General features: G+C 67.4%; 26 protein-coding genes. 17 read left to right on the top strand and 9 right to left on the bottom strand.

Annotation, left to right across the window (positions count from 1 at the left end):
* Window positions 1-191 (bottom strand): hypothetical protein (locus ACLN58_RS02805; protein WP_415853757.1); only part of this gene is annotated, 191 nt, incomplete at its 3' end.
* Here ACLN58_RS02805 and ACLN58_RS02800 point away from each other — a divergent pair.
* The 3 genes from ACLN58_RS02800 to ACLN58_RS02790 all read left to right on the top strand — a co-directional run bounded on the left by ACLN58_RS02800 (window position 172) and on the right by ACLN58_RS02790 (window position 3,343).
* On the top strand, window positions 172-507 hold the full coding sequence (locus ACLN58_RS02800; RefSeq protein WP_415853756.1) for a flagellar hook capping FlgD N-terminal domain-containing protein: 336 nt from the start codon (window positions 172-174) through the stop codon (window positions 505-507). The two genes, ACLN58_RS02805 and ACLN58_RS02800, sit on opposite strands and share 20 nt — an antisense overlap.
* A 12-nt stretch (window positions 508-519) precedes the next feature.
* A complete protein-coding gene (locus tag ACLN58_RS02795; RefSeq protein WP_415853755.1) occupies window positions 520-1,695 on the top strand; it encodes a flagellar hook protein FlgE in 1,176 nt (391 codons plus the stop codon).
* Window positions 1,696-1,762: 67 nt separating this feature from the next.
* On the top strand, window positions 1,763-3,343 hold the full coding sequence (locus tag ACLN58_RS02790; RefSeq protein ID WP_415853754.1) for a CehA/McbA family metallohydrolase: 1,581 nt from the start codon (window positions 1,763-1,765) through the stop codon (window positions 3,341-3,343).
* A 58-nt stretch (window positions 3,344-3,401) separates the two neighbouring features.
* Here the strand turns inward: ACLN58_RS02790 and ACLN58_RS02785 are convergent, their stop codons facing one another.
* Window positions 3,402-4,244 carry a hydrolase gene (locus tag ACLN58_RS02785; protein WP_415853753.1) on the bottom strand — a complete coding sequence of 281 codons (843 nt, stop codon included), beginning with the start codon at window positions 4,242-4,244 and terminating at the stop codon, window positions 3,402-3,404.
* 111 nt (window positions 4,245-4,355) lie between these two features.
* A complete protein-coding gene (locus tag ACLN58_RS02780) occupies window positions 4,356-4,862 on the bottom strand; it encodes an NUDIX hydrolase (protein ID WP_415853752.1) in 507 nt (168 codons plus the stop codon).
* 151 nt (window positions 4,863-5,013) lie between these two features.
* On the opposite strand from ACLN58_RS02780, the gene ACLN58_RS02775 reads away from it, so the two are divergent.
* On the top strand, window positions 5,014-5,535 hold the full coding sequence (locus tag ACLN58_RS02775; RefSeq protein WP_415853751.1) for a DUF1003 domain-containing protein: 522 nt from the start codon (window positions 5,014-5,016) through the stop codon (window positions 5,533-5,535).
* 169 nt (window positions 5,536-5,704) lie between these two features.
* Here the strand turns inward: ACLN58_RS02775 and ACLN58_RS02770 are convergent, their stop codons facing one another.
* The 3 genes from ACLN58_RS02770 to ACLN58_RS02760 all read right to left on the bottom strand — a co-directional run bounded on the left by ACLN58_RS02770 (window position 5,705) and on the right by ACLN58_RS02760 (window position 8,471).
* Window positions 5,705-6,586, bottom strand: coding sequence for a TauD/TfdA family dioxygenase (locus ACLN58_RS02770; protein WP_415853750.1), 882 nt, complete (start codon window positions 6,584-6,586; stop codon window positions 5,705-5,707).
* A 123-nt stretch (window positions 6,587-6,709) separates the two neighbouring features.
* Entirely contained in the window at window positions 6,710-7,696 is a 987-nt protein-coding gene (locus ACLN58_RS02765) for an ABC transporter substrate-binding protein (RefSeq protein ID WP_415853749.1), read from the bottom strand.
* A gap of 142 nt (window positions 7,697-7,838) precedes the next feature.
* Window positions 7,839-8,471, bottom strand: a complete 633-nt coding sequence (locus tag ACLN58_RS02760; protein ID WP_415853748.1) for a Chromate resistance protein ChrB — start codon at window positions 8,469-8,471, stop codon at window positions 7,839-7,841.
* Window positions 8,472-8,708: 237 nt separating this feature from the next.
* Here ACLN58_RS02760 and ACLN58_RS02755 point away from each other — a divergent pair, with 237 nt between their 5' ends.
* The 8 genes from ACLN58_RS02755 (at window position 8,709) to ACLN58_RS02720 (ending at window position 17,302) form a co-directional block, all read left to right on the top strand.
* On the top strand, window positions 8,709-9,521 hold the full coding sequence (locus ACLN58_RS02755) for a COG4280 domain-containing protein (RefSeq protein ID WP_415853747.1): 813 nt from the start codon (window positions 8,709-8,711) through the stop codon (window positions 9,519-9,521).
* A gap of 3 nt (window positions 9,522-9,524) precedes the next feature.
* On the top strand, window positions 9,525-9,746 hold the full coding sequence (locus ACLN58_RS02750) for a hypothetical protein (protein ID WP_415853746.1): 222 nt from the start codon (window positions 9,525-9,527) through the stop codon (window positions 9,744-9,746).
* Between the two features lie 86 nt (window positions 9,747-9,832).
* The gene (locus ACLN58_RS02745) at window positions 9,833-10,690 is read left to right on the top strand and encodes an isocitrate lyase/phosphoenolpyruvate mutase family protein (protein ID WP_415853745.1); all 858 of its coding nucleotides are present in this window, start codon (window positions 9,833-9,835) and stop codon (window positions 10,688-10,690) included.
* Window positions 10,669-11,811 carry a phosphonopyruvate decarboxylase gene (gene aepY, locus ACLN58_RS02740; protein WP_415853744.1) on the top strand — a complete coding sequence of 381 codons (1,143 nt, stop codon included), beginning with the start codon at window positions 10,669-10,671 and terminating at the stop codon, window positions 11,809-11,811. The genes ACLN58_RS02745 and aepY overlap by 22 nt, the downstream gene beginning before the upstream one ends.
* On the top strand, window positions 11,804-13,015 hold the full coding sequence (locus tag ACLN58_RS02735) for an iron-containing alcohol dehydrogenase (protein WP_415853743.1): 1,212 nt from the start codon (window positions 11,804-11,806) through the stop codon (window positions 13,013-13,015). Before aepY ends, ACLN58_RS02735 begins: the two co-directional genes overlap by 8 nt.
* Before the next feature lie 171 nt (window positions 13,016-13,186).
* Entirely contained in the window at window positions 13,187-14,164 is a 978-nt protein-coding gene (locus ACLN58_RS02730) for an ABC transporter permease (protein ID WP_415853742.1), read from the top strand.
* A 7-nt stretch (window positions 14,165-14,171) separates the two neighbouring features.
* Window positions 14,172-16,235 carry a dipeptide/oligopeptide/nickel ABC transporter permease/ATP-binding protein gene (locus ACLN58_RS02725; RefSeq protein WP_415853741.1) on the top strand — a complete coding sequence of 688 codons (2,064 nt, stop codon included), beginning with the start codon at window positions 14,172-14,174 and terminating at the stop codon, window positions 16,233-16,235.
* Complete coding sequence (locus tag ACLN58_RS02720) at window positions 16,232-17,302, top strand: ABC transporter ATP-binding protein (protein ID WP_415853740.1); 1,071 nt, start codon at window positions 16,232-16,234, stop codon at window positions 17,300-17,302. Before ACLN58_RS02725 ends, ACLN58_RS02720 begins: the two co-directional genes overlap by 4 nt.
* A 102-nt stretch (window positions 17,303-17,404) precedes the next feature.
* On the opposite strand, the gene ACLN58_RS02715 is transcribed toward ACLN58_RS02720, so the two are convergent.
* Entirely contained in the window at window positions 17,405-18,730 is a 1,326-nt protein-coding gene (locus tag ACLN58_RS02715; RefSeq protein ID WP_415853758.1) for an MFS transporter, read from the bottom strand.
* Window positions 18,731-19,111: 381 nt separating this feature from the next.
* On the opposite strand from ACLN58_RS02715, the gene ACLN58_RS02710 reads away from it, so the two are divergent.
* Together ACLN58_RS02710 and ACLN58_RS02705 are read left to right on the top strand one after the other, a co-directional pair.
* Window positions 19,112-19,594 carry a GNAT family N-acetyltransferase gene (locus tag ACLN58_RS02710; protein ID WP_415853739.1) on the top strand — a complete coding sequence of 161 codons (483 nt, stop codon included), beginning with the start codon at window positions 19,112-19,114 and terminating at the stop codon, window positions 19,592-19,594.
* Window positions 19,591-20,715, top strand: a complete 1,125-nt coding sequence (locus tag ACLN58_RS02705; protein ID WP_415853738.1) for a glycerate kinase — start codon at window positions 19,591-19,593, stop codon at window positions 20,713-20,715. Before ACLN58_RS02710 ends, ACLN58_RS02705 begins: the two co-directional genes overlap by 4 nt.
* 20 nt (window positions 20,716-20,735) lie before the next feature.
* Here ACLN58_RS02705 and ACLN58_RS02700 read toward each other — a convergent pair whose 3' ends face one another.
* Window positions 20,736-22,406, bottom strand: a complete 1,671-nt coding sequence (locus ACLN58_RS02700) for an ABC transporter substrate-binding protein (RefSeq protein ID WP_415853737.1) — start codon at window positions 22,404-22,406, stop codon at window positions 20,736-20,738.
* Window positions 22,407-22,604: 198 nt separating this feature from the next.
* On the opposite strand from ACLN58_RS02700, the gene ACLN58_RS02695 reads away from it, so the two are divergent.
* The 3 genes from ACLN58_RS02695 (at window position 22,605) to ACLN58_RS02685 (ending at window position 25,676) form a co-directional block, all read left to right on the top strand.
* Complete coding sequence (locus ACLN58_RS02695; RefSeq protein WP_415853736.1) at window positions 22,605-23,042, top strand: MarR family winged helix-turn-helix transcriptional regulator; 438 nt, start codon at window positions 22,605-22,607, stop codon at window positions 23,040-23,042.
* Window positions 23,039-24,292: an MFS transporter gene (locus ACLN58_RS02690; protein WP_415853735.1), complete on the top strand. Its 1,254-nt coding sequence runs from the start codon at window positions 23,039-23,041 to the stop codon at window positions 24,290-24,292. The genes ACLN58_RS02695 and ACLN58_RS02690 overlap by 4 nt, the downstream gene beginning before the upstream one ends.
* Window positions 24,293-24,392: 100 nt before the next feature.
* Window positions 24,393-25,676: a hypothetical protein gene (locus tag ACLN58_RS02685; protein WP_415853734.1), complete on the top strand. Its 1,284-nt coding sequence runs from the start codon at window positions 24,393-24,395 to the stop codon at window positions 25,674-25,676.
* A gap of 52 nt (window positions 25,677-25,728) precedes the next feature.
* On the opposite strand, the gene ACLN58_RS02680 is transcribed toward ACLN58_RS02685, so the two are convergent.
* A complete protein-coding gene (locus ACLN58_RS02680; RefSeq protein ID WP_415853733.1) occupies window positions 25,729-26,739 on the bottom strand; it encodes a PstS family phosphate ABC transporter substrate-binding protein in 1,011 nt (336 codons plus the stop codon).
* Between the last annotated feature and the right edge of the window lie 21 nt (window positions 26,740-26,760).

The raw sequence follows: 26,760 nt of genomic DNA, 5'->3' as shown, positions 1-26,760 counted from the left end.
CGCTGGTGCGCTCCAGCGCCGACACGAGCCTCGACATCCTCGCGTGACCAAGGAAGGCACACCATGACCATCAGCCCCGTGAGCAGCCCGGTCGGAGGGGCGGCCGCGAGCAGCCCTGTCGGCGCGACGAGCCTGACCTCCGCCGCACCGACTCGGACGCCGAAGCAATCCATGGACTCGAGCGTGTTCATGGACCTCCTGGTCACGCAGCTCAAGAACCAGGACCCGAGCTCGCCCATGGATACGAACGCGATGATCAACCAGACCACGCAGCTCGCCATGATGGAGAAGCTCACCCAGCTCGCCTCGGACAGCACCGCTGGGCTCAGCGTCCAGCAGCGCGCGGCGGCCGCCGCCCTCATCGGGAAGGCCGTCACGTACCTCGCCGCGGACGGCAGCGCGGGCAGCGGCACCGCGAGCTCCGTCTCCTACAGCGGCACGACGCCGACCGTAACCGTGGGCGGCGCGTCGATCTCTCTCGATTCGATCACCGGAATCACCGGCTAGAAAGGCAGTGCCATGCTCCGCTCGCTCTACTCAGGCATCTCGGGCCTGCGCGCCCACCAGACCATGCTCGACGTCACGGGCAACAACATCGCCAACGTCAACACGGTGGGCTTCAAGGGATCGTCGACGGAGTTCGAGGACACCCTCTCGCAGCTCACCCAGGGCGCGTCCGGCCCGCAGGCCGCGACGGGCGGGACGAACCCCGCCCAGATCGGCCTCGGCGTGAAGGTCGCGGCAGTGACCACGAACTTCAACCAGGGCTCGGCGCAGTCCACCGGCAAGGCGACGGACATGATGATCTCCGGTGACGGGTTCTTCATCACGAGCCGCGGAGGTCAGCAGCTCTTCACGCGCGCGGGGTCCTTCGGCTTCGACGCCTCCGGGCGGCTCGTTGCGCCCGACGGCGGCCTCCTCCAGGGCTGGACCGCGGACGCCGCGGGGAACGTCAACACGGGTTCGCCGATCGGCAACATCACCCTCTCGCCGACCGCAACCATCGCCGCCATCGCGACGACGACCGCCTCGGTGGACGGCAACCTTCCCTCGGACGCGGCCTCGGGGACTTCGCTCGAGCGGGACCTCCGCGTGTACGACGCGAATGGCGTGGCCCGCAATCTCGCGCTCACGTTCACGCGCTCCGCGGGCGGCTGGGACGTCTCCGGCGCGGACGCCAACGGGACCACGGGCGCTGGCTCGCTCGCTTTCACGAACGGCAAGCTCACGTCCGGCGGCGCGCTCGCGGTCGGCGGGATCACTGTGGACCTCAGCGCGGTGACGGGCTATGCCGGGATGACGACGGTCGCGGCCACGGGCCAGAACGGCTCCGCCGCCGGGACACTCGAATCCTTCACGCTGGGCGGAGACGGCTCGCTCGTGGGGGCGTTCAGCAACGGGCTCAAGCAGACCGTGGGCCGGATCGCGCTCGCGAAGTTCACGAACCCCGCGGGCCTCGAGAAGACCGGCGACTCGGCCTACACGAGCACGGCGAACTCGGGCACCGCGCAAGTGGGCCAGGCCGGGGATCCGGGGTTCGGGTCCCTGGCCGGGGGCGCGCTCGAGATGTCTAACGTCGACCTGTCCCAAGAGTTCACGAACCTCATCGTCGCGCAGCGCGGGTTCCAGGCGAACGCGCGCATCATCACGACGAGCGATCAGGTGCTGCAGGAACTCGTGGACCTGAAGCACTAGCTCCTCGCCTCGCGCAGTTCACTTCCCGGCCACGTGCGAGATGCCCGGCGGGGAAATCGTTGACGGCATGAATTCTCTCCCGAACGTTCGTCCGTCAGACATCGCCAACCATGATTTCTCGCGACGTGCGCTGCTTGCCGCCCTCGGAACCGGCGCCGGGATCGCGCTTGCTCCGATGGTGTTCGCCGAGCCCGCCCGCGCGGACACGGCGGATGCGGCCCAGACGAAGAAGATCACCGGTCACTTGGTCCCGGGCGCCCCGGACTTCGTGTACCTGCCCGTCGTCGTGCCGGCTGGGACGGCCAAGATCTCGGTCTCGTACACCTACTCGAAACCCTCGGTGCCGGCGGGCACGCCGGGCAACGCGTGCGATATCGGCATCTTCGACGCACGCGGTATCGACGTTGGCGGCGAGGGTTTCCGCGGCTGGTCCGGCGGGTTCCGCACCGAGTTCTCGATCAGCAGTTCGGAAGCAACGCCGGGCTATCTCCCGGGCGACGTGATGCCCGGGACGTGGCACATTGTCCTCGGCCCGTACCAGGTCGCGCCGCAGGGCATGGACTACGAGGTCCAGGTGACGCTCACCGCCGGTGAGCCTGGCGCGGCCTTCACGCCGTCGTACCCCGCCACGAGCGCCAAGGGACGCGGCCGGGACTGGTACCGCGGCGACTGCCACCTGCACAGCGTGTACTCGGACGGGCGCAACACGCCCGAGCAGGTCGCGGCGGGCGCTCGGGCGCGCAAGCTCGACTTCATGGTCTCGACGGACCACAACACGAGCGCCTCGCACGGCGTCTGGGGTCCGCTCGCGGGTGAGGACCTGCTCATCATCACGGGCGAGGAGGTCACGACCCGCAACGGGCACTGGCTCGCGCTCGGCACCACTCCGGGCGAATTCATCGACTGGCGCTACCGCGCGCGCGACAAGGTGTTCGACAAGTTCCAGGAGCGCGTGCGGGAGGCCGGCGGACTCAACGTCGCGGCCCACATGTACTGCCCGTGGATTGCCAGCGAGTGGAAGTTCGGGTGGGAAGGGCTCGACGGCACCGAGGTGTGGACCGGCCCGTGGGGCTGGGACGACGATGCGGCCGTCTCGACGTGGGACAACCTGCTCGCGGACGCCGCTCGCACCGGCAAGAAGTGGCTGCCGGCCTTCGGCAACAGCGACGCCCACAACCCCACCGACACGATCGGCCGGCCGCACAACGTTGTCCTCGCCGACGGCCTCTCCCGCGACGCGATCCTCGCCGGGCTCAAGGCGGGGCGGTCCTGGATCGCGGAGTCGGCGGACGTGAGCCTGACGTTCACGGCCAAGTCCGCGGGTGGTCAGCAGGCGGGCATCGGCGACGTCCTGAAGGCGAAGCCAGACGAGAACATCACCGTGACCGTTGACGTTGCGGGCGTCCCCAATGGCACCGTGCGGCTGTTCACCGACGAGGGCCAGATGCTTCAGACCACCCTGCCGGCCTCCGGATCCGGAACCGTCACGTGGGTGACTCGCCCGGAGATCGCCGCGTATCTGCGCGCGGAGGTCCGCCACCCCATGGCGGACGGCAAGCCCGGCGGGACGTCGATGGGCCCCAGCCTGAGCTTCGGCCCCATGGCTGCCCTGACCAACCCGATCTGGCTGCGCACGAACCAGGACTAGCAGTCGTTGCGGGACGGACGACGGCGGCCGCTCGCCGTCGTCGTTCGTCTCGCCAACGTCACGTGAGGTGGTCGAAGTCCCCGCGCATCCACTGGATCTGCCGCTGCGCCGACTGCTGCACCTTGAGGTCGGCGCCGTCGGTGATGGCGATGCCGAAGTTCGACCACAGCTGCCGGTAGCTCAGCTCGGACATGTCGCGGGCGATCCTTTCGACGACGGCGCCGGAGAGCGGGATGCGGTTGGGATAGCTGCGCAGGAAGCTGACTGTCTGGCGATCGCTGTTGACCATGATGGTGTCGCCGGCCAGGACCACCCCGCCGCCATCGGCCCCCGCGGACCAGTGCGCGATCGCGCTCCCGGGGAAATGCCCGCCGAGCGTGCGCAGTTCAAGCCCGTCGGCCAGGGCGAGCGTGCCCGCCCACTCCTTCAGCACCGGGTCGCGGCGCTGGACCCACGCGCCGTCGGCCGCGTTGACCAGAACCGGAGGATCCCCCAGGGCGCGGGACCAGGCGACCTGCGCTCCATACATGTGCGGGTGGCTGGCAACGATCGCGAGCACGGTCCCCAGCGAGCGGATGAACTCCGCGGTCCCCAGATCAACGAACCCGGTGGGATCCCAGAGGAGAACGCCGGCCGGGGTGCGCACGAGCTGCATGGTCTGGCTGATGCCGACGTTCTGTGCGGTGATGCCCCATTGGTCCGGACCGAGCTCGGCAACTCGAACTTCGGCGCGGCTGGCCCATTCGGCCTGTGTGATCCAGGCCTGGCCGGTGGCGGGGACGTACTGCCGCTCGTCGTCGCAGATAGGACAGACCTCGGGCAGCGCGTCGCGATCGGGGCCGAACTCGACACCGCATGCGGCGCAGCTGATTGTCTCGGGCTCGGCGGGAGTGGCCGGCATGGTGGATCCCTTTCGACTGGCTGTTGGGCGGCGCTATACGAGACATTCTTGCGGATGGCGTCTGCCGCGCCGGCGCGGTCCGGACCCGAGTCGAGGCGAGGTCGTCTTCGGTCACCGACATGGTCGGATGGGCGGCAGGAAGCCCGTGACGGCGGCCATCGCGCGCGCGATCAGGAGGCTTGAGTCGACAATCTGGTGGGCCGCCAAGAGCGCGTCGAGCCGTGCCAGCGGCATTCGGACCAGCCTGATTTGCTCGGCGGGGTCGTCGACGTGTGCGGTGCCGACCGTCGTGGACGTGCACGTGAACAGGTGGACGGGCCAGGCCGAGCGGCCGGGGTTGGTGTAGAAGGTATGCAGCGGGCGCAGGTCCTGCGCGACGAGCCCGAGCTCCTCCTCGAGTTCGCGGCGCGCTGCCTCGGCCGGTTCCTCGCCGGGGTCTCCAGCGCCGCCGGGCAGGTCGTAGATCCACTGGTCGATCGGGTACCGGTACTGGCGGGTCAGGAAGACGTGCTCGCCGTCGTAGAGCAGTGTTGCCACGGCGAACGGGGCGCTTTCGTCGACCTCGTACTCGCTCTCGGTGCCGTCGGGGAGCCTCACGGAATGCTTCGCCAACGTCATGCGCCCGCTGTGCACCACGCGCCGGCCGCGTGAGGTCCAGGATTCTTCTGCTGTCGGTTCGTCCGCCACGTGTCCGAGCATTTCACACGCCGCCGTCTAGGCTCAGTCCTAGACCGGCGGGACCGGCCCGCCTCTCACCTCGGAGACTTCCATGACCCAGGCTGCTGGCACCACCACCGTCACCGTGAAGCACCCAGCCCCACACCTGCGCCCGCGACTGCTGCTGAAGAGGGCCGATCTCTCGGCGCTCCACCCGGCGGTGCTGGCGGAGGCCGAGCGTCGCGCGGCTAGCCTGCAGCTTCGCATCGCCGACGCGATCACGTCCTTCGCGGGCTCCATGTGGTTCGTCTACATCCACATCGTGCTCTTCGCGGTGTGGATGCTGTGGGTCGAGCCGTCGCCGTGGCCGACTTTGACGCTCGTCGTCTCGCTCGAGGCGATCTTCCTCTCGACTTTCGTCATGATCGGGCAGAATCGGCAGGCGTCCTTCCAGCAGGCCAAGGCCGACCGCGACTACCGCGAGCAGGAGACCCTGTTGACGGAGAACACCGAACTGACCCGCCTGATCCACGTTCTCTCCGAAGAGATCCACGCCCGCGTGCTTGCGGACGTGCAGGCGAAGCAGGCGTCTGCCAACGGCCAAGGGTCGCCCAAGGGGGAGACCGCCGGCTGACGGCAAGGTCACCAGCATTGGCGTTGTCCGCGTCCGATGGGTGCGGGATCCGGCGCCGGCCCCCGACCCTCGGGGTGTCTGTTGCGAGAAACATGCCGGCGCCGGACGTCTCGTTCGTGAGTAAAAAAGAGAGGCGCCGTCTCCCGAGGGGGCGGCGCGTCACTGTGAGTCAGCGGTCGCTGGCGAAGCCAGCGGTGGGCGCAGCGCCGGCCGCCGACTCGACTGGGACCAGTTCGCGGACCCACGTCCGCAGCATCAGCCGGTCCCGGTCCTGGGGGTCGTCGCCGAAAGTGGTGCGGCCGTGAAGCAGGCGCCTGTTGTCGATGACGGCCATCTGTCCGGGTGCTAGCTTGACCTCGATCCTGTTGGGGGCCGCCACCGCTTCCGCGATCTGTGCGTCGAAGGCGTCCAAGGCCGCGGCCTGACGGTCGGTGAGGGGCTGGCCCAGCGGATGCCGGTGGCCGAGTTCGATGTATTCGCGCAGGTAGTTCACGTGCCAGCGCCCGCTGGGCTGGTGGGCGAGGATCGGCCGGCTGACGGGTGCTGTCCCGTCTTCTCGTTGGTCGAACAGGAACGGCTCCTCGAGCACGGCGACCGTGTCGGGGTCGAGGCGCTTGATGAGGTCCTCGGTCAGGATGAGGATGAGCCCGCCGCCCACGGCGGCCTGCCGGATGCACAGGAGGGCGAACCAGTCGGGGGCGTCGTTGGGCCGGTGCGGGCCGTCCGTGTGGAATTGGCCTCCCTCGCGGCTGTCCGAGTATCGGCCGGTGGCTCCTTCGCCGAGCTTCAATCCGCGGTAGCGGACTTCGCGGATCTGGGCTCCAGCGCCGTCTTGGGGGAGCAAGCTGCCGAGGCTCGACGATACGGCCTTGGCGTACTCTCCTCCGACCAGAGGGTCAGCAACCGGGATCCCGTCGATGATGGCCAGACCGTGTTCGACCCAGTCGGTGCTGGTGAGGACGTCATGTCGGAACGCTCGCACCGCGGGGGAGTCGAACTGGTTGGCAGCCGCAGCTTCGCGGGCCTCCTCGGGAAACTTCAGGTAGGTCATAGATGCTCCTTGCATCGTAGTTACGCACGCGCGGTGGGACCTCTTCGATAGACGGGTCCGGAAGACGGGTCCGGCGAGGGCCCTGGGCAGGGCCCTCGCCGGATTCCGGTGGAGCGGAGTGCCTCAGGAGAGGACGCTGGTGCTCTCCTCGACGAATGCGTTGGTGTAGAGGGTGGAGGGGTCGATGTCGGCCGCCTTGGCCTTGGCGCGGATGTGGCCGCTTTCGCTGTCGTCGAAGGGTGCGGCTTTGATCGCGTCGACAATCAGCTGGGCTGATTCTGGCGAGATCGTGTATTCCCCCTGGGAGAGGGTCGGCCACCGCTTGGCGATCGCCTGGACGGCGTCTGCGGGCTCCTTGCCTGCGAGGTATGTCGTAGCCAGGAGCTCGGCGATGCCCTCGGCGGTGCTCGAGCGTACGTAGTCGAGGGTCCGCTTCATCGCGTTGACGAGGCGCTGGACGATCTCGGGGTGTTCCTTGGCGAACTCAGGGGTGACTAGCACGGATTCGGCCGGCCAGACGGCTCCGAGCTCGGCGACAGTGGCGTCCCTCGTGCTGCAGTCGTAGAGCGTGGATACCAGGCCCGTGTCCCTCATGAACGAGATCATCGGCTCCATGAAGGTCAGCACGTCGACCGTGCCGTCCTCTAGGCCTTTGGTAACGGCTTCGCGGCGTCCGTCGAGCTGGGCTAGCACCGGTGTGTAGCTCCCGCTCGGAAGTCCTGCTCTGGTTGCGAGGTAGTTGGTGAGGATGCCCTTGGCCGAGCGGCTTGCGCCCTCGGCGATCCGGCGCCCGGCGAAGTCGGCCGCGCTCTGGATCTGGTCTTTGACGGATGAGGCCACCATGACAGTGATGCCCGGTGAGTCGTGCAGAACCATAACGGCCAGCTGGGGCTTGCCGTTCACTACACCGAAGACCGCGTGCTGGAACCAGTTCACCTGGGCCTCGAGATGATCTCCGCCAGCCTCGAGGTCCTTGATCTGCTGCTTGTTCAGCAGGGTCACGTCCAGATTCTCGTCGTCGAAGTACTTGAGCTCCTGCGCGACGTAGGCGAGCCACGAAGCCTTCGAGCCAAGCCGCAGCGCGAAGCGCGGCTCCTGGGATTCAGCCATTGAACCCTCCTTCTGGGAGGGACTCCGTCTCGCCGAGCCGGCGGGCCGTGCCCCTCGATCGCTAGTTATTTCACCGTAGCACTAACGATATACAGAAGGTAGACCTATCAGCTGTTACTTTTCACAAGGGGCCATCTTCTGCTCACATGGCTGCGTTGTCGGCCTCGTACACGCGGGCGGCGAACTCCTCCAGAGTGGTGGTGCACTCCTCGAGGGCCTCGGCGACCTTTCCAGCCAGGGGTGCGCCCAGCACGTCGCGCGCCTTGACCTTCTCGTACCAGCCGCGGAGCTTGCCGAGGTCCTCCTCGTTCTCCTCCAGCTCGCCATAGGTGAAGTGCTCTTCCTTGACTTCCTTCTCCACTCCGGCGTGAAAGTCGCGGCACTTGTCGAGGATCTCCTCGTACTCGTCGTTGCGGGCCTCGTTGAACATGTCCACGAGCTCGTTCTCACCAATGATCGATGTCGAGTTGACCAGGAAGGCCTTCCCGGCCATCGACTCGACGATCTCGTTGCGCAGTGTGCGCATGGCTCGCTCGCTCTGGGCGGTCCGCGGCACAGCCGCGGCGGAGTTCTGCATGTAGATCGCCCCGAGATTGCGCAGGCGCCGCCACACGGCCGCGCGGAGGCGGGTCGGCTCGCTGGGGACCCGGTACACGAGGATCAGCCAGGTCACCGACTGCTGGGTTGCGGGGTGCTCCGGCGTGCCGGTCCCGTGGTCCGGTGCTGCCTGCTTCGCCGTGGACTTTGCCGCGGGCTTGTTCGTGCTGACGCTCATGGGGTCTCCTCCGTCGGGGCACTTCAATGGTAGCTGGAGGCAGTGACAGGCCAGCATCTAGAGCCTTGACGGCCGATATTCAGCGGGGTGTGAGGAGGCTGACGGAGAGAGGTTTCTTCCGTGAGGGCGAGAGTCTAACCTAGTGCTAATCACATCACGCCTGCGTGTTGCGTAGTGGAAGTAACAGCTGTTACGGTATTGACGAACCAACTCAAGAGAACCAGAAGGGTGGTAGTCATGGGTTCAAGTACCGACTGGGGCTTGGCCATCTCCGTGTTCGTGGCCGCAATCGTAGAAATGGTCGAAGCGCTGACCATCGTTCTCGCCATGGGCATGACCCGGAGCTGGAAGTCCACACTGACGGGCGTCGGGGTCGCACTCGTAGCCTTGGCCGGTTTCACCGCAGCGACGGGGTATGCGCTGGCGAACTGGCTCCCGCGCTCGAGCCTGCAACTCATCGTGGGGATCCTCCTGCTGATCTTCGGGCTGCAGTGGCTCAAGAAGGCGATCCTGCGCTCGGCGGGCCGGAAGGCCATGCATGACGAGGCGCGGATCTACCAGAACAAGGTCAACGCGGCGGCCGCAGCGGGCAACAAGGTCCGCTTCGGGCTCGACTGGTTCTCCTTCGTGGTCAGCTTCAAGGGCACCTTCCTCGAAGGTGTGGAAGTCGTCTTTATCGTCATCACGTTCGGGCTGAACGCCCACAACATGCCCGTGGCCATCCTCGGCGCCGTTGCCGCCGTCGTCGTCGTTCTGCTTGCCGCGATCGTCGTCCACGCCCCGCTGACCAAGGTCCCCGAGAACACGCTCAAGTTCGGCGTCGGGCTCCTACTCGCCACCTTCGGGACCTTCTGGGCTGTCGAGGGCCTAGGTGCCCTGACTCCTTCCCACACGAGCCTGGAGTGGGTGATGTCCGACCTGGTGCTCCTGCCGATCCTCGCGGGATGGATGCTGCTCTCCTTCATCCTCGTCAGGGTCCTCAAGGTTCCTGCCGACCAGGTGCCGGTCATCGAAATCGTTCAGCCCGTCGGTGCGCGAGAGGAAGTCTGAGCCATGAAATTCGTCAAGGGATTCTTCCACTTCTGGTACGACTTCATCATCGGAGACGACTGGAAGATCGCGGCCTCGGTTGTCGTGGTCCTGATCATCGGTGCCGGGTTCGTCCTGAACGGATTCGAGGATTCGCTCCTTCTGCCGCCGATCCTGGCCGTGGCGCTGGCCGCGGGGTTCACCTCGGTGCTTGCCATCGACGTCAAGCAGCACCCGAACGGGTAGCGGCGCCCCACCGCCCCCAAAAGCGTGGCCCGGTGCTTGCCCTGGCACCGGGCCGCATCCATTCCCAGCCGACAGAAGGAGTCGTCGTGACCAAAGCTGCACATCTGCGCCGCCTCATCGAAGAGGGTAGAGGCCCCGTCCTGACCGCCGGGGCCCACGACGGACTCGGCGCGGTCCTGGCCGAGCGGGCAGGGTACCGGGCCATCTGGGCCTCCGGGCTCGAGATCTCCGCGGCCCACGCCCTCCCCGACGCTGGGCTCCTGGGCATCAGCGACTATCTGGCGGCAGCGCGGATCATGAACCAGGCCTGCGGGCTGCCCGTCATCGCCGACTGCGATACGGGCTTCGGCAACGAGCTCAACGCTGCGTACACGGTCCAGCAGTACGAGGCCGCCGGCATCGCCGCGATCTGCATCGAGGACAAGGTCTTCCCCAAGGTCAACAGCTTCGCCGACCACCGGCAGATGCTCGTCCCGATCGCCGAGTTCACCCACAAGATCCGCGTTGCCAAGGCCACCCAGACGGATCCAGACTTCATGGTCATAGCCCGCACCGAATCGCTCATCGCGGGTTCCGGGATGGACGAGGCACTCCGCCGGGCCCACGCCTATGCCGATGCCGGTGCCGATGCGATCCTCATCCACTCCAAGGCCAAGACCCATTACGAGGTCGAGGAGTTCATGGGGTATTGGGCAGGCAGGCTGCCGGTCGTGATTGTGCCCACCACGTACTACGAGTGGACGGCCCGGGATGCCGGCCGGGCGGGGGCCTCCATCGTCATCCACGCCAACCAGGGCCTCAGGGCGACTGTCAGCGCCGTGACTTCTGCCTTCACCATGATGCTCAACGACGGCTGCTCGAGCTCCCTTGAAGGCCACATCGCCAGCGTCAAGGAGATCTTCGAGCTGCAGCGCATGGACCAGTGGCTGGAGTTGGAAGCGTGATCGACTGCTGCGAATTTGTCTCCGCCCTGGCAGCGCGTGGCTGGGGCCACGCCGGCGGAGTGCCGTGCGGCACGTTCACCGGACCGATCGCGCACTTGACCTCTGCCGGGCGCTATAGCGCCGCCGCCAATGAGGGGCTCGCTGTGTCGGAGGCTGCCGGCGCGCAGCTGGCCGGGCGCCGGCAGGCCGTCTTCCTCCAGAACAGCGGTCTGGGCAACCTGATCAATCCCCTGACGTCCCTGTGCCAGCCGTACGCGGTCCCCGTCCTGGGGATCGTGAGCATGCGGGGCTGGCCCGACCAGGATGCAGACGAACCCCAGCACGCCGTGATGGGTCAAGGGACCGAGGCGATCCTGTCGGATCTGGGGATCTGGCACACGGTGATCACCCCAGAATCGCTCGAACCAGACCTTGACCGCGCAGCCCAGGCGGTCGAGTCCGGCAGATCCGCGTTCCTCCTTCTCCCGTACCGCTCCATCGGCCACCACCCCGGCAGCAGTCCCGCAACCCGCGTCGCGGGCCCCGACACCGCCAGCGTTGCGGAGGCGATCAGCTCCGCATGCCCGCCGGGCACCGTGATCTTCGGGACCACGGGCTACGCCTCGCGCTACCTCCACCACGCCGCCGACCGGGCGCGGAACTTCTATATGCAGGGGTCGATGGGGCATGTCTCATCGATCGCGCTCGGGTACGCCTCGGCGCGCCCGGACGAGAAAGTCTTGGTTCTCGACGGCGACGGCGCCGCCCTCATGCACCTCGGAGTCCTCTCGACGATCGGAGCCGAGCAGCCGGCAAACCTCGTGCATGTGATCATCGACAACGGCGGTTATGAATCCACGGGCTCCCAGCGGGGCACCTCGGGGACGACCGACTTCGCTGCCGTCGCGCGGGCCTGCGGCTATCTCGCGGCCTCGACCGTCGACACCCTTGAGTCCCTGCGGCAGCAGCTCGCATTCGCAGCCTCCACCCATGGCCCGCACCTGATCGTCGTGCGCGCCGGACGCGTCTCCGGCAGGCTTCCCGAGCGCGCAGGCGCCTCCCTGTCGCTGCCCGAGTTCGCCGAGCGGCTGCGGGCCGGGCAGCGCTCTTTCGAAAGAGCCTCGGCGGCGAGCCATGCATGAGCTCCGGAGGCTCCTGACCGACGCCTCGAACGTCGGGCATGCCCCACGGGTGGTCGAGGGGGTGGGGGCCTCCGCTTATCTGGGTCGGATCGCGGGCCGGTCTCTCGGCCGGGTGCTGGTCGTGGCAAGCGAGCGGACTGCACGAGGGGTGCCCGTCGTCGCCGCCCTGCTGCGGAGCGGTGCCCACCACTACGGTCGCACCCGAGCGAACCCCACCGTCGAAGACGCCCTCGCACTCTCCCGTACGGTCGAGGCACTCCGACCACACACCGTCATCGCGGTCGGAGGCGGTTCCGCCCTCGACCTGGCCAAAGCAGGCAGGCTGCTCTCGCCCTACCATGGCGAACTCGACAGGGGACTCCAGGGGCGGCCGGAATCACTGCGTCCGGACCCCCCGCGACTCGTCGCTGCGCCGACGACGGCGGGAACGGGTGCGGAGATCACCCCCTTCGCCACGCTTTACCGAGGGTCGGCCAAGGTGTCCCTCGACACCCCCGGATGCAGGCCGGACCTGGCGGTCCTGGACGGGCATCTGACTGCGACGTGCCCCGACGGCCCTGGCCTTGCCGCGGCCCTGGACGCCCTATGCCATTCGATCGAGTCCGGATGGAGCCTTGCTGGCACGCCGACGAGCCGGGTGTACGCCCGTGCCGCCAGGGACCACCTGCTCGCCTGCTTGGCCCGCATCGACCCGCCCTCTGCCGCAGAGCTGCGGTGGGACTCCGGAAGTCGCCGCTCGTCTCTGGTCTGGCGCCACGCGCTGCTGCTGTCCGCGGCCGTCGCGGGAGTGGCGATTGCCCAGACCCGCACCACGGGCGCGCATGCCTTCGCCTACCACCTCACGACCCGGTTCGGTGTCCCCCACGGCTTCGCCTGCGCCGCGAGCATGTCGTGGATCGAGGCCCAGATCGAGGACCGGCGCCCGGAGGTGCTCGAGCCTGCCACGCGCGAGGCCGTCGAGTCACTCAGGCGGCATCTCGACTGGGCACAGTCCGCCCGCCTCGTCCGGCTCCCTGGCATGGACGACGCCGCACTCGAGGACTACGTCGAGGCAGGACTCGGCGTCGGGTCTCGCATGGCTGCGCACCCGGTTTCGATGACCCGCGACGAAGCCCTCGGCTATGCGGCCCTCGACGGTCGACTCGTGGCCGCCGGGCAGGGATCACGGGAATCAAGGACCGTTGCGTTGACGAAATGGGCTTGACTGCGCACCACCAGGGTGTAAAGGTTGTGTAAAGGTTATAGTTGAAAACTAACAGCTGATAGAAAGTCTTCGATGTCGAAGGCGGGTCAGTCTGTTGGGAACCACGTCCAAGGTCATCAGAGTCGAGGCCGGCGTCACGGTCGCGACAGCGAACGAAGAGAGGGCGGCATTATGCGCTTCCTCGCACGGCGCCTGGCGTTCTACCTCGTCACGGCGTGGGCTGCCATCACCATCAATTTCCTCCTCCCGAGGCTCATGCCCGGGGACCCTGTCCAGGCCGTGATGGAGCGGTTCAACGGACAGCTGTCACCGGATGCGAGCGAAGCGCTCGCGGTTGCCTTCGGACTGGACCGAAGCAAGAGCCTCTTCGAGCAGTACATCGAGTACCTCGAGAACCTCTTCCACGGGGACTTGGGGCTCTCTTTCACCTACTTCCCGACCCCCGTCTCCACGGTCGTCGGACAGAGCCTGCCGTGGACCGTCGGCCTGCTCGGTATCGCGACCCTGGTCGCGTCCCTCCTCGGGACGCTGCTGGGATGCATCGCAGGATGGCGCCGCGGTACCTGGATGGACTCGATGCTTCCGGTCGGGGCCTTCCTGCGCGGGATCCCGCATTTCTGGGTCGGGCTCCTGCTCGTGGCCGTGTTCGCCGTCGGCCTGGGCTGGTTCCCAGTCAGCGGCGGCTACGATCCGTCGCTGCCGCCGGCGATGAGCGCCGACTTCGTAGGCACCGTCCTGTACCACTCGATCCTGCCCGCACTGACTATCGTGATCGGCTCGCTGGCGGGCCACATGCTCATGCAGCGCAACATGATGGTGACGACCCTGTCGGAGGATTACGTCGTCGTCGCCCAGGCCAAAGGGCTCTCGTCGACGAGGGTAATGCTGAACTACGCGGCCCGGAACGCCATCCTGCCCGCGGTTGCCGGGTTCGCGATGGAACTGGGACTCATCGTCAGCGGCTCGCTGCTCGTGGAGAAGGTCTTCTCCTTCCCGGGCATCGGGTACGTCATGTTCCAAGCCGTCAGCAACCAGGACTTCCCACTGTTGCAGGCGATCCTCCTCGTCACGACTTTCGCCGTCCTCGCTGCGAACCTGTTCGCGGACGTGACCTTCTTCGTCCTTGACCCCCGTACCCGGAACGCGTGAGGCACCCATGACATCCGCAGCAGAAGTCACCAAAGTCGTCTCAAGTGCCGGCCCCCGGCGCCGCAAGCGCCACTGGATGCGCTCGCGCAAGGTTGTCGTGGGCACGGCGATCCTCGCCGTGTTCGCGGTGGTCGCCGTCATCGGCCCCGGGGTTGTCCCGTACGACCCCTCTGCGACAAGCCCCGACGTCCTGCTGCCCCCCTCTCCTCAGCACTGGTTCGGCACGACGGCCCTTGGCGAAGACGTCTTCTCCCAGGTTCTGGCCGGGACAAGGCTCAGTCTCGAGGTCGGCTTCCTCGCCGCCCTCATCAGTGAGACGGTCGCCATCCTGGTCGGGATCACCTCCGGTTACCTCGGCGGCATCGCCGACGAGATCCTCTCCCTCGGGACCAACATCTTCCTCGTCATCCCGGTTCTGCCCCTGCAGATCTTGATCATCGCCTACCTGGGGAATGTCGGCTGGGTCCTGACGGCGGCCGTCATCGCGGTGACCGCGTGGTCGCACGGGGCCCGGAAGCTACGGGCGCAGACGATGTCGATCCGCAAGCGGGACTACGTCGAAGCGGCCCGGGCCGCGGGGGAGCCAGCATGGAGGATCGTCTGGTTCGAGATCCTCCCCAACGAGACCGCCATCATCGCCACCGGCTTCATCTTCAGCGTGCTCGCCGGCATCGTCGTACAGACCGGCCTGGCGTTCCTGGGCCTGGGCGACGTCGCCACCTGGAGTTGGGGCACGGTCCTGCGCTGGTCGGAATCGAGCAACGCGTTCCTCACCGGGGCCTGGTGGTGGTATGTGCCTCCGGGGCTCTGCCTGGCCCTGGTCGGAATGGGGCTGGCCCTGATCAACCTCGGCATTGACGAGGTCGTCAACCCGCGGCTCCGCGGAGTCGGCAGGGTCAAGACGGCCCGCGAACGCTCAGGGCTTACCCGCCGCCTGATCCAGCTCGACCACGACGCCGCCAAGGCAGCGGCCACCGCCCCGGACCACAACGCGGTCCTCGAGGTCCAGGGCCTGCGTGTCGACTACCAGACCGAGCACGGGGGCCTTCCCGCGGTCCGCGGAGTGGACCTGACCCTGAGGCGCGGAGAGGTCCTCGGAATTGCCGGGGAGTCCGGGTCCGGGAAATCGACGCTGGCGTTCGCCGTAACCAAGCTCCTCCGCTCGCCGGGCGAAGTTGTCGGAGGGTCCGTAAAGTACTACGGCAAGGCCAAGGACGGCTCGCCGCTGCCGCCCTTCGAGGTGCTCTCCGCGAGCCAGGCAGAGCTCCGGCGCTACCGCTGGGAGGAGACGGCCGTCGTCTTCCAAGCGGCCATGAACTCCCTGAACCCGGTCCTCACCGTGCGCACCCAGCTCCAGGACACGCTCCAAGCGCACCGGCCCGGGATGGGCTCCGCAGAGCGCCTGGCGCGTGCGGCCGAGCTCCTCGAGCTAGTCGGAATCGACCGCTCGCGTCTGGGCTCCTACCCCCACCAGCTCTCCGGAGGCCAGCGACAGAGGGTCATGATTGCCATGGCCCTCGCGCTGGACCCGGCCGTTGTCATCATGGACGAGCCGACCACCTCGCTCGACGTCGTGGTTCAGCGGGATATCCTCCGCTGCGTGATGGACCTGCGTTCCAGGCTCGACAGCTCGTTCATCTTCATCACCCACGACCTGTCCCTGCTGCTCGAGGTCGCCGACCGCATCGCGGTCATGTATGCGGGCGAGATTGTGGAGCTCGGGGACGCCGCCGAGCTCCAGCACAGGCCCCGCCACCCCTACACCCGCCGACTGCTCCTGTCCTTCCCTGTCCTCCGCGGGCCGCGCCGGAAGCTCGTGGCGATCGACGGCGCCGCTCCGAACCTGCGCAGCATCCCCCCGGGGTGCGCCTTCCATCCGAGGTGTCCGCTCGCGACCGAAGTCTGCCGTCAGGAAGACCCGCCACTTCTCGCCTTGCCCTCATCGGCGGCGGCCTCCCGCCCAGCCGACAGCGGCGACGGGGAGTTCCGGCTGGTGGCCTGCCACCACGTCGAGGAGACCCAACAGCTGCGTCCGGTGGACGCCCTCGTCCAGGAGGAGATGCCCCGATGAGCACGGGAATCGACATGGCCCCGCTAACCGGCACGGCCGAGGAGCCGGTTTTGGAAGCAGTCGGGCTGGGCAAGACGTTTCAGGTCAGCGGACCCCCCACTGCAGGAGGGCGGAGGAAGGTCGTCGCGGTCGAAGGCGTCGACCTCACGCTTCGCGCCGGGTCCACCGTGGCGCTCGTCGGAGAAAGCGGCTCGGGGAAGTCGACTGTCGCCCGCCTTCTCGCCCAGCTCCTGCCCCCCACGGCCGGAGAGGTGCGCCTGCACGGCAAGCCAGTCCACGCGCGCACCGGACGGCAGAGGCGCCGGTACGTCGGGGAAGTCCAGCTCCTCCTCCAGGACCCGTTCGCATCGCTGAACCCCATCCACACGATCCGCTACCAGCTCACCCGGGTCCTGCGGCTGCACGGGAACCGGGCCGACCACCGCCCAACCGAGGAGAAGCTGGTTGAGCTGCTGACCACCGTCCAGCTCCACCCCGCAGGCCAGTTCCTCGACAAGTACCCCCACCAGCTCTCCGGGGGCCAGCTCCAGCGCATCGCGATCGCCAGAACCCTGGCCGCTTCGCCTTCGGTGCTCCTGCTCGATGAACCGGTCTCGATGCTTGACGTCTCGATCAGGCTCGGGATACTCAACCTGCTCGCGGGCCTCAAGGAGCAGCAGCAGCTCGGTACCCTCTACATCACCCACGACATCGCCTCTGCCAGATACTTCGCGGACGAGATCCTGGTCATGTACCGCGGGCATGTCGTCGAGCGGGGGCCTAGCGAGAGCGTCACCCAGCACCCAGCCCACCCGTACACGCAGCTGCTGATCGACTCGGCCCCCGACCCCGCACGCCGCGGACGGGATGCCAACGAAATTGGCGGCATCGGCCAAGGCGGAGGTGCCGCGTCGGCTGCCGCCCCGACAGGCTGCCCCTTCGCACGCCGGTGTCCGTATGCGATGCCCGTGTGTCTCTCGCAGATGCCGGCGGTATCCGAAGTTGGCACCGAGGCCGAAGGGCACCGGGTGCGGTGCTGGCTCAACACGCCCGAGACGGCGGGCGAGGCGCGCAGCCCGCGGCACTGAGGGCGGAGGCGCGGGGCCGCTGGAGGGTCGAGGCCGTCCAGCGGCCCTAGCGTGCCTGCTTGGAGCAGAGCCAACCGCACAAAGTGGGTGCTAAGGGCTGGCTCAGGGTCCGTCGGGGCCGGCGGCAACCCTGTCTGACGGGTTCTCCGGCGAGGCGGCCTGATCGCCCGCCCGACCGCCGCGCCAGACAGCCAGGCCTGCACCGCAGGCTGCCGCAAGTGAAACCCAACCGCCGAAGGCCAGGGCTGCGGCCGGGCCGAACCTTTCGGAGACATACCCGAGGACGGGGCCACCGACCGGCATGCCGCCAGCCGTCGCCATGACGAAGACCGACATCACCCGCCCGCGCAGCTCGTAGGGAGTGGACATCTGGATCAGGGAGTTCGCCGTGGTGTTGACGGAAAGGGCCAGGAAGCCCACAGGAACCAGAGCGACCACGAACGTCCCGTAGGTCGGCATGAGGGCCGCCACGACCTCGGCGATGCCGAACGCCGCAGCGGCCAGCAGAAGGTAGGCCACGGCAGGCGCACCCCTCCATGCCGACACGAGCGCCCCGACCAGTGATCCGACCGCAAGAGCGGTCAGCAGTGCCCCGTAGCCCTGGGCCCCGGTGTCGTATGTCGCCCTCGCGCTCAGGGCCAGCAGAACGGGCCAGTTCATCGCAAAAGTCGACGTCACGAAGACGAGACCCAGGGTGGAGCCGACGCGCCGGTTCCTGACGACGTAGGACCAACCTGCGCGAATCTGCCCGCGCGCCCTGACGGTGGGCGGCTCGGCGAACAGAGAATCCTTGCGCATGAGGGCGATCGAGGCAATAACGGCGAGGAATGACGCGGCATTGGCCAGGAAGGCGGGACCGGCGCCCACGAGCGCGATCAACGCGCCTCCGATGGCGGGGCCGACCATGCGAGAGACGTTGAAAGTCGCCGAGTTCAATCCAACGGCGGCGGGCAGGCGCTCGCGCCCGACAAGTTCAATCAGGAAAGACTGACGGGCGGGATTGTCCACTGCGGTGACGATGCCCATGAGCCCTGCAAGGATGTAAACGTGCGCGAGTGCGAGGTGTCCGGTCACGGCAAGGACGCCGAGCGCCGCCGCTGTCAGGGCGAGCACCGACTGGGTGACGGTGAGGACAAGGCGCTTGGAGTAACGGTCGGCCAGAAGACCGCCCCACGAGCTCAGCAGCATCATCGGTGTGTACTGGACCGCCGAGACGACTCCGAGGGCGACGCCCGATCCGTGGGTCAGATCTAGGACCAGCCAGTCCTGGGCGACACGCTGGACCCACGTCCCGGACACAGATAGGAGCTGTCCTACAAGGAAGAGCCGGTAGTTTCTGAGCCGGAGCGCCTCGAGGGGTCCGCTCCGTGTCGACGTGCGCCTCCGAGATGGGCGCCCTGCCCGGGGCGGAAGCGGGGGAGTCGACAGCGGAACTCAGCTCCTCCCATGCAGGCCTTGGGTCAGTCGTAGATGTGCGCGTGGACGACGCAAGGGAGGCAGCGGGGGGCTGAGCCGTCATGCCGGCACAGCGCCTCGCGCTTTTCGCGGAGCCTTCGCTCCCTGCGCAGGTAGGAGTGCAGCCTGACCCGCCATCGCGTCATCATCGACGTCATCTCGCTCCCTATCTGAACTGCTCGCCGAAGCGTGTCATCGGAGCCCGGAGGTCGGCAAGCGGCTTCCATTGACTGGGCCCGTACCCTGGATGCGGACTTCTCGACCGAGCGAATTTCAAACAGTTGATAGATTGCAGTTCAACAAAATGTATGTCGACCATACCATGACGGTTATATTCATCGATAGACTCTTTGCATGAATGGTATGAAACAGCTTTCGAGTGGAGCGTGGGTGAGGCCTGCGGTTGCGAGTGATCTCCCGCGCATAGCGGAACTCCTGGAGGCCGACGCTCTCGGTCCCGCGGGTGGTCTGCCGGGCCCCTCTGCCGACGGCTACGCGCGGGCCTTCGAGGAGATCTGCGAGGAACCGTCCAACGAACTATGGGTGGCCACCCGTGCCGATGGCGACGTCATCGGCACGCTGCAGCTCGTCTTCTTCACCACGCTCAGCTGGAACGCGGCGCGGCGGGCCCAGCTCGCGGGAGTAAGGGTGGCCGAGAGCGAGCGCGGCCAGGGCACAGGATCCGACTTCGTGCGATGGGCCGTCGAACGCGCCAGATCGAAGGGCTGCCGCCTGGTGCAGCTGTCCTCGGACAAGAGGCGGACGGCTGCGCACCGCTTCTATGCCCGGCTTGGCTTCGTCCCGAGCCATGAGGGCCTGCGCCTGGTTCTGCAATGAACCCACGCGTCCTCGTGGCACCCGACGCCTTCAAGTCCTCAATCTCCGCCGCCGACGCGGCGCACCATCTCGCGCAAGGGCTTGCGTCTGCGGGCTGTGTCCCGATCGAATGCCCTATTGCCGACGGTGGAGAAGGGACCGTCTCGGTTCTTGAGAGCCTGGGCGCCACGGTGCACAGCGCGAAGGTCACCGGCGCGCTCGGGCGCTCCTCCGAGGCAGTCTGGGCGGAGCTGGACGGCTCAGCGTACGTCGAGGTGGCTCAGGGATCGGGCGCCCACCAGGTGCCGGTCGCCAATGCCGCGACCTGCCTCGCCGCGTCCAGCACAGGGGTCGGCCAGCTCATCCTCGCAGCCCTGGACGCCGGCCACCGGCACATTGTGCTGACCACGGGCGGGAGTGGTGTCAGCGATGGCGGCGCCGGCATGCTGTCAGCCCTCGGGGCCCGGTTCTGGCCGCCCCGGGCTGGGATCTCCGGTGGGGGGTCGCTGTCGCGCGTCTTGGGCGTCGATCTTTCGGCTCTCGACCCCAGGCTCCGGACAACCGAGCTCGTCTTGGCCGTTGATGTGCGCAACCCCCTGCTCGGTGCGGAAGGAGCGGCGAGGACGTTCGCTCCGCAGAAGGGGGCGGGCCCCGAGCAGGTCGAGATTCTGGAGGCTGGCCTCGCGCACTGGGCCGACCTCGTCGAATCGCCCGAGGGTGCCAGGTACCGAGGGACCGCAGGTTCCGGGGCCAGCGGGGGCATCGGGTTTGCCGCCCTCGCGGCCCTCGGCGCCCGCCCTGTGTCCGGCGCCGACCTGGTGCTTGACCTCCTAGGCGTCGACGCTCGGCTGCAGGAGGCCGGCCTAGTGGTGACCGGCGAAGGGGCACTTGACCGGCAGAGTACTCAGGGCAAGGCTCCGCTTGCCCTCGCCCAGCGCGCTCTGAAGCACCGGGTCCCGGTCGCCGTCGTCGCCGGGCGAGTCGAGCTCAGCCCCAGGGAGCTCGGAGATGCCGGCATCAGCGCATCATGGAGCCTGGTCGAGCTGGCGGGGTCCGCTGCCGCCGCGATGGCAGAACCTGGCCAGGCGCTCGAGAAGGCCGGGCGGCGGGTTGCTGACTGGGCCCTCGGCCGAGGCCGTTAGCGCCGCTGTGGTTCAGTCCATCAGCGATGCGCTGGAGTCAGCCGGCCGAGGATGTCGACCACAGAGGGCTTGTTGGCGGTCGGGAGGCCATAGGGGTCGTGGTCCGACGGCCACCCGCTGAACGAGTCCGTCCTCCAAACCCCGGCGGCCGAAGGGTTCCCCAGCGGGATCACGGGCACGTCGTCGACGAACACCGACTGGAGGCCGTCGAGGGCCTGCTTGAAGGCGGGCGTCGAACTGTCCGAGGACGCCATGGTCGTGAGGAGCTGGCCCGCAGTGGGACTCGCGAAGCGCTCCCAGTTGACCACGGCCTGCTTGCCCACGGCAGTGACGGGCTGGGACACGAGGCGGCTGAGGTTGTCGTACAGGGAGCCCGCGCCGCCCGCGGCCCGCATTGAGAGCTGGAAGTTTCCCAGGGCTACGTCCGAACGCCAGGACTGCTGGGACTCGGGTTTGAGCGTCAGCTTGATGCCAGCCCCCTTGAGGCTCTCGGTCATCAGGGTCCCGGCACGTACCCAGTCGCCATAGGGGTTCGTCGTCGGAACGGTTAGGGTCAGCGCGAGCTGCTTGCCCTCAGGCGAGACGAAGTACCCGTCGGAGCCGAGGGTGTACCCCGCGGCCTGGAGGGTCTGCTTCGCCGCCGAGGAGTCGCCGCCGCCGAGGGAGAGGGCCTTGAACTGGTCAGAGATCATCTCCGAGGCCCCTGCGCCGTCGAGACCTGTGGGGGACTGGACCGGCTGCGCGCCGGGTCCGAACGCGAGCTTGGCGAGGTTCGGCCGATCGATCGCCTGGCTGATGGCCTTCCGGACTGCGGTGTCGTTGGTCGGGGCCGTCGTGGCATTGGGCAGCAGGTAGATCGAGACGCCGAATGTCGAGGCCCATGATGCCAGGGTCGAGGGCGAGTGCTGAGTGACCTGCTTGGGGTCCGTGTTTGAGGAGACGATCCAGTCGACCTGGCCGCCCTGCATCGCGGCGACCATGCTGCTCTCAGAGTCATACGAGAGGTACTGCACGCTGTCCACCGCTGGTTTTCCCGAGTCCCAGTAGCTCGGGTTCTTCTGCAGCGTGATGACCTGCGGAGTGAAGCTCTTGAGCGTGAACGGGCCCGTACCTACCGGCTGGGGATTCGCATAGGTCACCGGATCGGACACGGTGGACCACTGCTTCTTCTGGACGGGCTCGGTCGTGTACCACAGCGTCTGGAACGCCGGCTCGGTGAAGGTCACAACGGCCTGGGTGGGGCTGGCCGTCGTCGCAGACTTGATCGGCAGTCCGTTGAAGTTCAGCGCCTTGAACTTCGTCATGAGCTCGAAGGTGAACGCGACGTCGTCGGCCGTGAAAGCGCTGCCGTCAGACCACTTCACGCCTTGGCGGAGGTCGATGGTCAGCTGGGTTCCGTCCTTGTTCCAAGTCGCCTTCTGCGCCAGCCAGGGCTTGGTCGTGTCCTTGACGTAGTCCACGAGCATGAGCGGCTCGTAGATCACAAGGCTCGAATAGCCGCTCGAGCTCGCCGACGCCTGCAGGAACGGGTTGAACTGGGACGTGAACGGCCCCGTGGCGCCGGCCGCCATCCTCAGGGTATGGGTGCCTCCGCCCTGTGTCGAGGCGCCCCCGGTGCACGCGGTCAGTGCCAGCAAGAAGGCTGCGCACATCGCAAGGAACACATTCTTGAACAGCTTCATCAGTCTCATCGCGCACTCCGTCGTGGCTTGGCCTCTACCCCGGCAGCGGCCCCGGTTAATCTTCGCCAGCCCTCATGTATGTATCAGCTGTTAGATTCGAGACTATCAATCGCCCAGCTGTGAGGTCAACGAATAGGTGACCGCTAGATGAACGCCCTGGCGGTCCGAGAAGGATTGCTATGTTGGATAGCTATGTAGTATAGCTATATGGACGCTGCTGAGGCACTGCGGCTGGAGGAGCAACTCAAGCGGTTCGTCCGGTGGAACCGGTCAGCCCATCCGCCCATCGGTGGACTGTCCCGGAGCGCGATCTCGGTGCTTGCCGCGACCGTCCGCGCCGGGAGCCGAACGCCCCGACCGGGCGAGCTGGCACAGGAGCTGGGCATGACTAGCTCCAATATCGCGTCGGCGCTGCGCGAGTTAGACGCAGGCGGGTACGTCACGCGCGGGCGCAACGCGACCGATGGCCGTCGGGTCAACATCCTGGTCACCGAGAAGGGCAGGGCCGCAATGGCCGATCGCTGGGCGACCAAGTCGAGCCGCCTGCAGCAAGCGATCGCGGCGACCCTCGATGACCGCGAACAGCGCGAACTGCTGGCGGCTGGCGATCTGCTCGAACGCATCTCGAGATTTCCTGCCTCATGACGTTCACCCGGGGATCCGTGCGCGGCAGTATCGCGGCCACCGGCAGCTCGTTGCGCGTCCGCAACTTCCGGCTGTACGCCGTGGGCCAGTCCGTTTCTGTCGCCGGCAACTTCATGCAGACTCTGGCGATAGCGTTCCTCACCCTTGATCTGACGGGAAGCGGCAGCGCCCTCGGGCTGGCTGTGGGTGTCCGCCTCCTCCCGTATCTTGTGGCGGGGCCGATCAGCGGGGTGATAGCCGACAGGCACGACAAGCGGCGAATGTTGCTTTTCACCCAGTCCGCGTGCGCGGCCTGTTCGGCCCTTTTCGGTGTCCTAGCCCTGACGGGGCTGATGACGTACCCGCTCCTGCTCGGGCTGAGCTTCATCCTCGGATGCCTGACGGTGTTCGACAACCCCGCACGGCAAAGCCTCATCTCCGAACTGGTCGACGACTCGGACCTCTCCAACGCCATCGTCCTGAGTTCCGTGCTGATCAACCTGGCCCGCGTGCTCGGCTCGGGCGCCGCGGGTGCGCTGGTCGCGGTCATCGGTATTCCTGCATGCTTCTTCTGCAACGCCGCATCGTTCGGCTCGGTGATCCTGAGCCTCGTGATGATGCGCCCATCGGAGATGTTCCCTTCGGAACGGGTGCCTCGAGCCGCCGGCCAGGTGCGCGAGGGGCTGCGCTATGCCCTCACGACGCGGGATCTCGCGATCACGCTCCTGATGATCGTTGTGACAGGCACCGTTGCCTGGGAGTTCCCGACAACGCTTCCCCTGCTGGCCATTGGCGCGTTTGGCGGCGACGCGGCCACGTACAGTGCCCTGGTCACGGCCATGTCCGTCGGATCCATCGTCGGTGGGGTGGTAGCGGCCGGGAGGCGGGCAGCGTCCAGCCTCGTCGTGCTGTCGCTGACCACTGTCGCCTGGGGTGCCACTATGATCTTCGCGGCTCTGGCTCCCACGCTTGTGCTGGCGCTCGTGGCCCTGGCGCTTGTGGGATTCGCCAGCATCGCCTTCAATTCCGGCGCAAAAGCCACGCTGCAGTTGACCTCGCGGCGCGACATGCGGGGCAGGGTCATGGCTCTGTGGGCGATGTGCTGGGGCGGGAGCGCGGTCATCGGTGCACCGCTGGTGGGTTGGATTGCCCAAGAGCTCGGCAGTCGCTGGGGGCTGCTGGCGGGAGGAATCCCGACGGTCGTCCTGGGGCTGGTGCTTCTGCCGATTCTGCGGCGGAGGCGCAGGCCCGCATCTCACCAGAGCGTATAACGAGCCACATGTTAGGCTCCTAACAGCAGCTACATCTTCTAAGAAACGAATTGGCACTTCGTTCGATGTGAGCCGGTTCATCGTGAGAAGGGGACAGCACATGCAGGGCGTGCGGCCGAGATTTGCGGCGGTGGTCAACGAGTTCTGGTCTGGATCTCACGCCGACATGCTCGTGGGGCGCCTTCACGACGGCTATGAGGTGCTGTGGACGCCGACAGAGCCTCTCTGCGAGCTGGCGGCGCTGCACGTGATGGACCCCGGCCCCACCGATCTCGGAGAGCGTCGCGCACTGGACTGGGGCGTGCGGCCGAGCCGGAGGCTGGGAGAGGCGCTGTCAGTGGGCGGAGCGGGGATGGATGTCGACGGTGTCGTCCTGATCGCTGAACGGAACCCGCGTTCGGGACGGCCCGAGGAGTTCGATGAGCGCGGCAGGCCGAAGGACCGGCGTCACGAGATGTTCATGGAGGTCGCGGGGGAGTGCGAGCGGTTCGGGCGGCCGGTTCCGGTGTTCCTCGACAAGCATCTGGGGAACACGTGGGAGGAGATCAGCGAGGTCTACGATACGGCGCGCCGGCTGTCGATCCCGCTCATGGCCGGCTCCTCGGTTCCTGTAACCGTGCGCTGCCCTCCCGTCGAGGTCCCGGTGGGTTCACGGGTGAAGGAGGTCGTGGCCGTGGCGACCGGTTCGGGAGAACCCCCGATCTTCCACCCTCTCGAAATGGTCCAGTCGATGATCGAACGAAGGGCCGGATTCGAGACCGGGGTGGCGTCGGTGCGGTTCGTCTCGGGGGAGCGGTTCTGGGAAGCCTTCACCAACGGCGGGCTGTGGTCCCGTGAGCTCGCCGACGCGGCGATCGAAGCCGTGCCCCACTATGCCGGCGGGGCCAGGGAGTACTACATGCGGTATCCGTCCCCCGGCGCCGACGGGCTGGCGACCTCCCCGCAGGGACACGAAGAGGCCGTCGTCGTGGACTACAACGACGGCACGCGAGTGAGCGTGCTCCTCCTGACCGGTTTCATGCTTCGCCGCGCAGTCGCGGTCAAGGTCGCCGAGACGGCCGAGCCCTTGGTCACCTGGACGCCCACCGGGTCCAAGCTGGCGGACGTCCCCATGGTCGGGGCGCCCGTCGCGGCTCGAGGACAGAAGAAGCCCCCGACCTGGAACTTCGACCATCTGGCGCATTTCGTCGATCGATTCATGTTTACGCGGCAGTCGCCGTTCCCCATCGAGCGAACGGTGCTCACAAGCGGCATACTCGACGCGGTCGCGGCCTCTGGCCAGCTCGGAGGCGAGGCCGTGGACACACCGCACCTGGCCATCGGCTACCGACCGCCCACGTCCGCGGGCCAGCTCATGCGTCGGGCCGACGGGCACTCCGCATGAGGGCACGGCCCGGGGCCGATCGGTGACCTGGCCCTGGACCGTGCGATGGCATCTACTCAGTCGGGGACGAGACGCCTAGCAGCCGTTCGAGCTCAGGGCCGGCGACGGATTCGGGCAGGGGCAGGTAGTCCCCCTCGGTGGCGACCACGGATTGCCCCTCGCGGCCGAGCACGAATCGCATGAACTCTTTGACTTTCGGGTCCCACTGCGTGTGGGGCGCTTCGCGGACAAACGCGTAGACCGACCTGCTGAGCGGATACGCGCGGTTCGCTGTAGTCTCCTTTGTTCCGGCTACGGCCGTGCCAGAGCCCTCGGAAATCGGAACGGCCTTCAGGTCAACCGTCACATTCCGGAAGCCCGCCAGGCCGATGCCGTAGCGGTCCTTCTCCAGCGTGGTGACAAGCGCCTCGGCGGCGTGCCCTCCGGAGCCCGCGTACATCCTTGTCGGAGCGCCTTCGGGTAGCACCGCGCGGTCGGACCACGGCCCCTCCTGCAGCACCCGCAGCCACAGGTGCTGCGCTGTCCCCGTGTCGCGGTCCAGGCCGTAGGCGTGGATCGGCGTGTTGGCCCACTCGCCGGTGAGGCCGAGCTGGCCCCAGTGCGTGATGGGCTCGGGATGGCCGAGCCGGCGCTCGGCTGAGTAGATCGCGTCCAGTTGGGCGAAGCTCAGCTCCGTGATCGGATTGTCCGCGTTGACGAGGACCGCGACCGCGACGGTCTTCGCGAACGTGTCGAACGCGCCCGTCGCGATCACAAATCCCTCTGGCTGGTGATCGAAGATGCGCTTCCATGAGGTTCGCTCAAGCTTGCGTATCTCCCGGCCGAAGAGACCGATGTTCGCAACTCCCGTGTAGAGGCCCCCCACGGCCGTCGAAGTCCCTCGAAGGAAGGAGTCGGACTCGAGCCCGGGATGGAACTCCCTGAAGCGGTCGACCCATCCGTCCCAGAGCCTCTGGAGGGCGGGGTCGCCCCAGGCCACGAGCATGCCGCTCAACTTGCCGCGCGGCTCGTACTCGGGCAGGGCCTGCCAGGATGCCGCGGAACTCGTCTGCAATGTCGACATAGTCTTCCTTTCCTGCGGAAG

Source organism: Sinomonas sp. G460-2, assembly GCF_047759905.1.
GTDB lineage: Bacteria > Actinomycetota > Actinomycetes > Actinomycetales > Micrococcaceae > Sinomonas.
The sequence above is the reverse complement of the archived record's forward strand: the minus strand, read 5'-3'. Positions and strand labels throughout refer to the sequence as shown.